7 protein-coding genes are annotated in these 6,372 nt (G+C 27.3%); 6 read left to right on the top strand and 1 reads right to left on the bottom strand.

Annotated elements, in window-relative coordinates; all coding sequences use genetic code 11:
- Positions 1–270: 270 nt before the first annotated feature.
- Positions 271–438, bottom strand: a complete 168-nt coding sequence (locus IP023_RS14240) for a hypothetical protein (protein ID WP_241791066.1) — start codon at positions 436–438, stop codon at positions 271–273.
- A gap of 316 nt (positions 439–754) precedes the next feature.
- Between IP023_RS14240 and IP023_RS14235 the strand changes: the two genes are divergently transcribed.
- The 6 genes from IP023_RS14235 (at position 755) to IP023_RS14210 (ending at position 6,277) form a co-directional block, all read left to right on the top strand.
- Entirely contained in the window at positions 755–2,068 is a 1,314-nt protein-coding gene (locus IP023_RS14235; RefSeq protein ID WP_241791065.1) for a tyrosine-type recombinase/integrase, read from the top strand.
- A 2-nt stretch (positions 2,069–2,070) separates the two neighbouring features.
- Positions 2,071–2,898: a hypothetical protein gene (locus IP023_RS14230; protein ID WP_241791064.1), complete on the top strand. Its 828-nt coding sequence runs from the start codon at positions 2,071–2,073 to the stop codon at positions 2,896–2,898.
- A gap of 81 nt (positions 2,899–2,979) precedes the next feature.
- The gene (locus IP023_RS14225) at positions 2,980–3,282 is read left to right on the top strand and encodes a helix-turn-helix domain-containing protein (RefSeq protein WP_241791063.1); all 303 of its coding nucleotides are present in this window, start codon (positions 2,980–2,982) and stop codon (positions 3,280–3,282) included.
- A 462-nt stretch (positions 3,283–3,744) separates the two neighbouring features.
- Complete coding sequence (locus IP023_RS14220) at positions 3,745–5,055, top strand: hypothetical protein (RefSeq protein ID WP_241791062.1); 1,311 nt, start codon at positions 3,745–3,747, stop codon at positions 5,053–5,055.
- 11 nt (positions 5,056–5,066) lie between these two features.
- A complete protein-coding gene (locus tag IP023_RS14215; protein WP_241791061.1) occupies positions 5,067–5,618 on the top strand; it encodes a hypothetical protein in 552 nt (183 codons plus the stop codon).
- Positions 5,619–5,692: 74 nt separating this feature from the next.
- Positions 5,693–6,277: a DUF4468 domain-containing protein gene (locus IP023_RS14210; RefSeq protein ID WP_241791060.1), complete on the top strand. Its 585-nt coding sequence runs from the start codon at positions 5,693–5,695 to the stop codon at positions 6,275–6,277.
- Positions 6,278–6,372 lie beyond the last annotated feature (95 nt).

Below are 6,372 nucleotides of genomic sequence, written 5' to 3'. Positions count from 1 at the left end.
TTAGGTAAAATTACGCCAATGGAGAAATGGAACAAAGATAAACACCTGATCCTAAAGAAGGATTTGGTAGCATAAATTTAACAAGCGAAATTTAAAAGATTACTCTTGTTTTATAGGGGTCAAAACACTTGATTGCTTGCCTCTTTTACTAAAGTGATTATACAGCTTGTTGATATTTATCAGTATTCCACCAAAAGGATTTATTTGAATAGGTTTATTATTATCCCCCAAAAGGTAAATGCTACTATAGTCATTTTGTTTTTTCCTAAATTAAGAATCTGCAGCAATCAACTTCCCTCTAATAGCTATAGTATCTAATCTCAGCGTATCTCTCCTCAACGTATCCATCAACAAATTAATAGAAGAGGCACATATACTTTTATAGCCACTCAAAAAAATTAATGCTACAAAAATAATCAACATTACAACTCTATACATAAAAAAAGGTTTTATCACTAAAGATAAAACCTTTATACATTAATTTACAAGAGTTTAACAGAAATTAACCCCCTATTTCTTTAGTAATCTCAGCACCTATCATATTTACTTCTTCGTCCATTCCAAACGAACAAGCATCCAGTCTCACAAATTCGAAAAGAGTATAAAACACACAGAATTGTGCATAAAACAACTTTAAAGTAACATTTAAAGACTTTTAAACAATTGTATAGAATTGTAGACAATTGGAATAAATTGCGAATTGGTTGACTAAATGTTGACTAAAATAATTATATTGTATTAAATACTTTTTACAATGGCAAAAGTTAAATTTTTAATACAATCATCTTCTATCAATTCACAAATATATCTACGATTATCACTTGGAAGGGGTAAAGTCCTAAAAAAGAAAACAGGATTAACTATCAATTCAAAAGATTGGAGTGCTATAACATCATTGCCTAAACAAAATGATGCCGTTAACAAAGCCTTATTCACTCAATTAAAGAGCCTAGAAACCAATATCTATGATAAACTTAATATTGACAGCCTCTTACATGATACGATTGATAGTAATTGGTTAGAAGAACAAATAAACATCTTCTTTAATCGATCCAGTAAAAACGAATTTAATTTACTGATAGACTATATCCAATTTTTTATAGACAATGCTAACTTAAGAGAAATACAAAACGGAAAACTAGGCTTAAGTACTGGTACTATTTCAAATTATAAAACATTCAAAAGAATTATAGAGGAATTTGAGCAATACATTAAAAAGAATCTTGTATTTGAAGGCCTTACAACTGAATTACTACATAAGTTTAAACAATGGATGATTAATCAAAAATTGTATTCAGTGAACTATGCAGGTAAAAACATAAGAATGCTTAAAACTGTACTTAACGATGCTGTGTTATATGGAAAGGTATTCCCCAATGATATAAACAAAATTAAAAGCATTAAAGAGCAGGATGTTGATAGGTATATTATCAATTTAAATTTAGAAGAAATCAAAAGGATTTACAATACTGTAATGCCTACAAAAACCTTAGAAGATGCTAAAAAATGGCTGATTATAGGTTGTTATATTGGTCAACGTAAAAGTGATTTATTAGCAATAACAAAGGATAATATCAGACAAACTGCAAAAGGTTTATTTATTGACATTACGCAAAAAAAAACAGGTAAACACGTTACTGTTGCTATTGCAGAGCCTTTCGTAATAGACATTATATTGGATAAATTCCCCAACGCAGTATCAGATCATGAATTAGGAAAATATTTTAAAAAAGTTTGCGAATTAGCAGAAATAAACGAGCCTATAAAAGGATATATCATAAAAGGTGATAATAAAAGAAAAACTAAACGTAAAGAGTTAGGAGTATTCCCTAAATACCAATTAATAACCTCCCATGTATGCAGACGTTCATTTGCTACTAATTTCTATAAAATGATGCCTACATCAATCTTAATAGCAATAACAGGACATAGTTCCGAAGATATGTTTTTAAAGTATATCAACAAACGAGTAGACAAAGATGAAAATGCAAATCTATTCATGCAATACTATGAGCAAATGACAAAGGATATTAAACCAACAATGACAATTATAAAAAAAGTAAATTAATTATGAGTTTAGAAAATTTGAATTCTTTAAATACATGTTTTGAAAAACTAACTAATGAACTTGCAATTAGCGATTACTTCAAAAAGGAACTAATCAAAACTAGACGCACTTATCAAAACATCGAACATTATAATGATGATTGGGGGCATTTAGACTTTAAAGAAACTGATAATTTTAAGGATTTTACAGCATACGTTGAATATTCTTATTATGAAATCCTAACATATTTAGATTGTTCTGATGATGTATCATCAACTATTAACCATATAGAAGCAAACTATCATCTATCATTTTTACAATTAATAAATGATTATTTAGAAAAATTATTACAAAATAAACAAAATTTCACTGAAGATGATTTAGATAAAATCAATGATATAAACTATTATAGTTTAATAAAACTAAACTATTTATTTGATAAAAAAACAATCACAAATTTCTTTGAGCATTCCTTAATAAAAAATCAAAAAGCAATTTCCAACTTAAAAAAAGAAAATGAATTGATTAAAAACATGATTATTGAAGCAAATGACATTGCAAAAGATATTGATTATTCAAAAAGTCCAATTTCCGATAGAATAATTATACTAGACAAACTTGGGATTTTAGACTTATTAAAACTAAGAGAAAAAAATATTAATATAAACAAACTAGCAAAACTAATATCCTATCTAATAGGTTCAAAACAAACAACAGTACAACCCTTTTTAAATGGTTTAAAGGATAATATTCCAGGAAAAAGTCCATATATAAATGAGAAAGAACAAACTAGTGAGTCCTCAAAAAGAGTAAATAATTTTTTAAAAGAATTCCACGAGTATACTAAATAAGACCTATTAAGACTTAGGATAATCTTAGGTATAATCCTAAGTCTCAATTTTCTGTGATTTGCATATCAAATTATTTACGATATGTCACAGATACAATTTATTCAAACTACGCCTGACCAACTTCAGTCACAGATTACAGAAAGTATAAAAAATGAACTTTCTGAATTTCTACTACATTTCAGACCTAAACAAATTGACGAGTACTTAACACGTCAAGAGGTTGCTAATATGTTAAAAATTAACCTTTCTACTTTGCATGATTGGGTTAAAAAAGGAAAACTAAAATCCTATGGTATCGGTGGAAGAGTTTACTTCCTAAAGTCCGATATAGTTAATTCTCTTATCCTTTTAACTCCTAAATCAATTCGTCATGCAAAAGGTTAGTACAGCCTCATATACCATATATCACAAAGTCAATTCTGCTTCAAATTATGAATTACTAGATACAGCATATCACTGTAATGATAAGGTTATAGAAAATTTAATAACAGATATAGTCAGAATAGAAGATTACAGAGGGTTTGCAAAAGCAAAAAACTTTGATTCATACTTATACCTAAGAAGTGCAAATAATTGGAAAAATTGTCTAAAAACAGGTTTATTCAAATCACATAGAAGTAATGTATTCTATGGAGATATATTTTTCAATGGCAAAAAGTGTCTCATTATACTTACATACTATGATGATTTCAAATCTTTAAAAATAGATTTTTACAACTCCTACCCAAGCAACAACGATCACCTTCATCAAGTTATTAGAAGGTATTAAACCAACTGTCTAAGGGAAGTTATACTTCCCTTAGACCAAATGTTATTACTGGTTCGTTTGACTCTTCAACAATTACTATGATTGACTATTTAAAGTTACGTGTGACTGATTCAGATTTGATCCGTTACATCAAATATAAACCATCACTAAAACAGGTACAGAAAATACAATACATAACGCATTTTAAAGGATTTGAGCATGATATAAAAACTAAAGACGTTTATGATTATAAAGGAATTGTTTTTTGTTTCTATCTAGATAGGCTAGAAATTTTGTTTAAACCTCATTACTACCTTAACAAAGGTGAACATAATGGTAATGATTTTAATATCAGTAACTGTATTAATATAATTAATGAAATAATAATAGAGTTTGATTTATCGGCTCAAAAAGCAAAGATTATGCAATTAGAATTTGGACTAAATTTTATCCCACCAAAGGAATTTACACCGCAACAGGTAATAGACTATGCTGAATATCATGAGAAGAACAAATCTATTTCTAAATACACATATGAGAAAAGGTTTCAAAAAATAGGTTTTAAACATGGCAGATATATTTACAATACATTTAAAATAATAAAGTTTTATTGGAAAGGAAATCAATTCAACCACTTACCAGAAGTAAATACAAATACATTAAGATTTGAAATCAAATCCAATAAAACAACATATATCAATAAACTAGGTATAATGTTTATTGAGGATCTTACAGAGTCTAATTTATATCTTCAATTATCAGATTCTTTAAAAAGTGAATTTAAGCAGGTTTTATTTCTTATTGACGATGTAAACTCTGCAATGCTAACTCATATAGAAAAAAACAATCTTGATAAATATTTACGTAGTCAATTCTGGAGTAAATTAATCACAAATACAAAAGATCGAAATGCTTTTTCACGACACAAAGCAAAATATCAGAACATCCTGGAAAAAACAGGTGCAAATTTAAATGCTCATCTTTTAGAAATCATTACAATAAAACTAAATCAACTACTAGAAGGTAGTGCAAATTTCAATCAGAAAAAAGACAATAATATTGATGATGATTACAATTTACTTAGTGCAGATTTGAATATTATTAAAGATAAAACATGCACTAACATATGTTTAATTACTGGATTAGATATTTCAATGCAAAAAGAAAATAGTTTATTGCTATCACATACAGGACTAAAACACTATCACAAATACGACTATCTAGTTTTTGAAAATCTAAAAAATAAATTTTTATCGGAAAAATGGAAGTTTACAGATCTAGACGTTCAGATAAAAGAAATAGCACATAATATCAGAAACTATAAAAATAACACTAAACTGAAACAGATTAGAATTTACCCAAATCAACAGACTAACTTTTTAGGCGTATTTTTTAATCAACTTCCTTAATTATTTAGGTTATGAGTAGAATATCAAAATCACCATATATCAAAGAAGAACTTTGTTGTCTTGATTTAAAAGTCCTTAATAACTTAAAACTACTTTCAAATAGCAACAATGATTCTTACAAAATTTTAAACTGGAGAAGTTCCAGAACAAAAGAAATAACTGCAAGTATTAGTATTAGATATCTTGGCAACGGATTTCATCTAATCTATAACTGCAACGATATACCAAAATCCTATTTTATAAAAATTGAAAAAGTTAATTCCAATTTAGGAAAAGGCTATTACTACTTATTTCTTTGTCCTATATCTGGTATTAGGTGCAGAAAACTTTATCTAATCAGATCTATTTTTAGATCCCTAAAATCAATTAGTGATGCGTATTATGAAAAGCAAATCGAAAGCAAAAAGTACAGGAGTTTTTATTTGATTTATGGAGATGAACAGAAAGAAGAGCAAATCTATTATGAGATAAACAGAAAGTATTTAAAAAAGCACTATAAAGGAAAACCAACAAAGAAATATCAAAGACTTACTAATCTTGTGAAAAAATTTGATGACCTATAGGTAAAAGTCAAAAAAATATCCAAAGTATGAAAAGTTAGTACTAATTTTAAACCTATTACTAACATTTAAATTATATGAGAAAATTTATTTCAATTATATTCTTGATTTTCTATTCATTCATAACAAATGCTCAAAACATTCCTCTTGAAGGAGATAAAGTAGTATATGAGATAATTGTAGAAAACAGCAATTTAGACAAATCTACCCTTTACGGTGAGTGCAAAAAATTTGTAGCAAATAATTTTAAAAGTGCAAAAAATGTAATTCAGACTGAAGACATTGCAACTGGAACTATAATATGCAATGGTTACACCAAAATAAATACACCGCATGATCGCAAATGGATCAGATTTTACAAAAATGGGATTTCAGATGATCAATTTGATTTCAGTGTACAATTTGAAAATAAAAATGGTAAAACTAAAATGAGAATATATAACTTAACTCTTAAAAGCATCAATCATCAATTTCGTAATGATCAACCTTATGAAAACATTTTAGTTAACGAGATACAGCAGTTAAAAAAAATGGAAGGAAAAAAAAGAGAAAAAAGACTATTAAGGTTTAACAACAGTGTAGATATAGTAAATAGCCATTTTAACAACTTACTCTTAGCATTTGAACACCAAATAAAAAATTACCAAAATAATAACTGGTAATAGATCCTAAAATAATCTAAAAGGGGAATAGTGATACTATCCCCTTTTTTTGTATAATCAAAAATGTTGACTAAACGTTGACTAAAAACAAAAAA

Origin of the sequence: Sphingobacterium rhinopitheci (assembly GCF_022627575.1) — a bacterium.
Lineage (GTDB): Bacteria > Bacteroidota > Bacteroidia > Sphingobacteriales > Sphingobacteriaceae > Sphingobacterium > Sphingobacterium rhinopitheci.
Note: the sequence above shows the minus strand (reverse complement) of the source record. Positions and strands in the feature narration are given on the sequence as shown.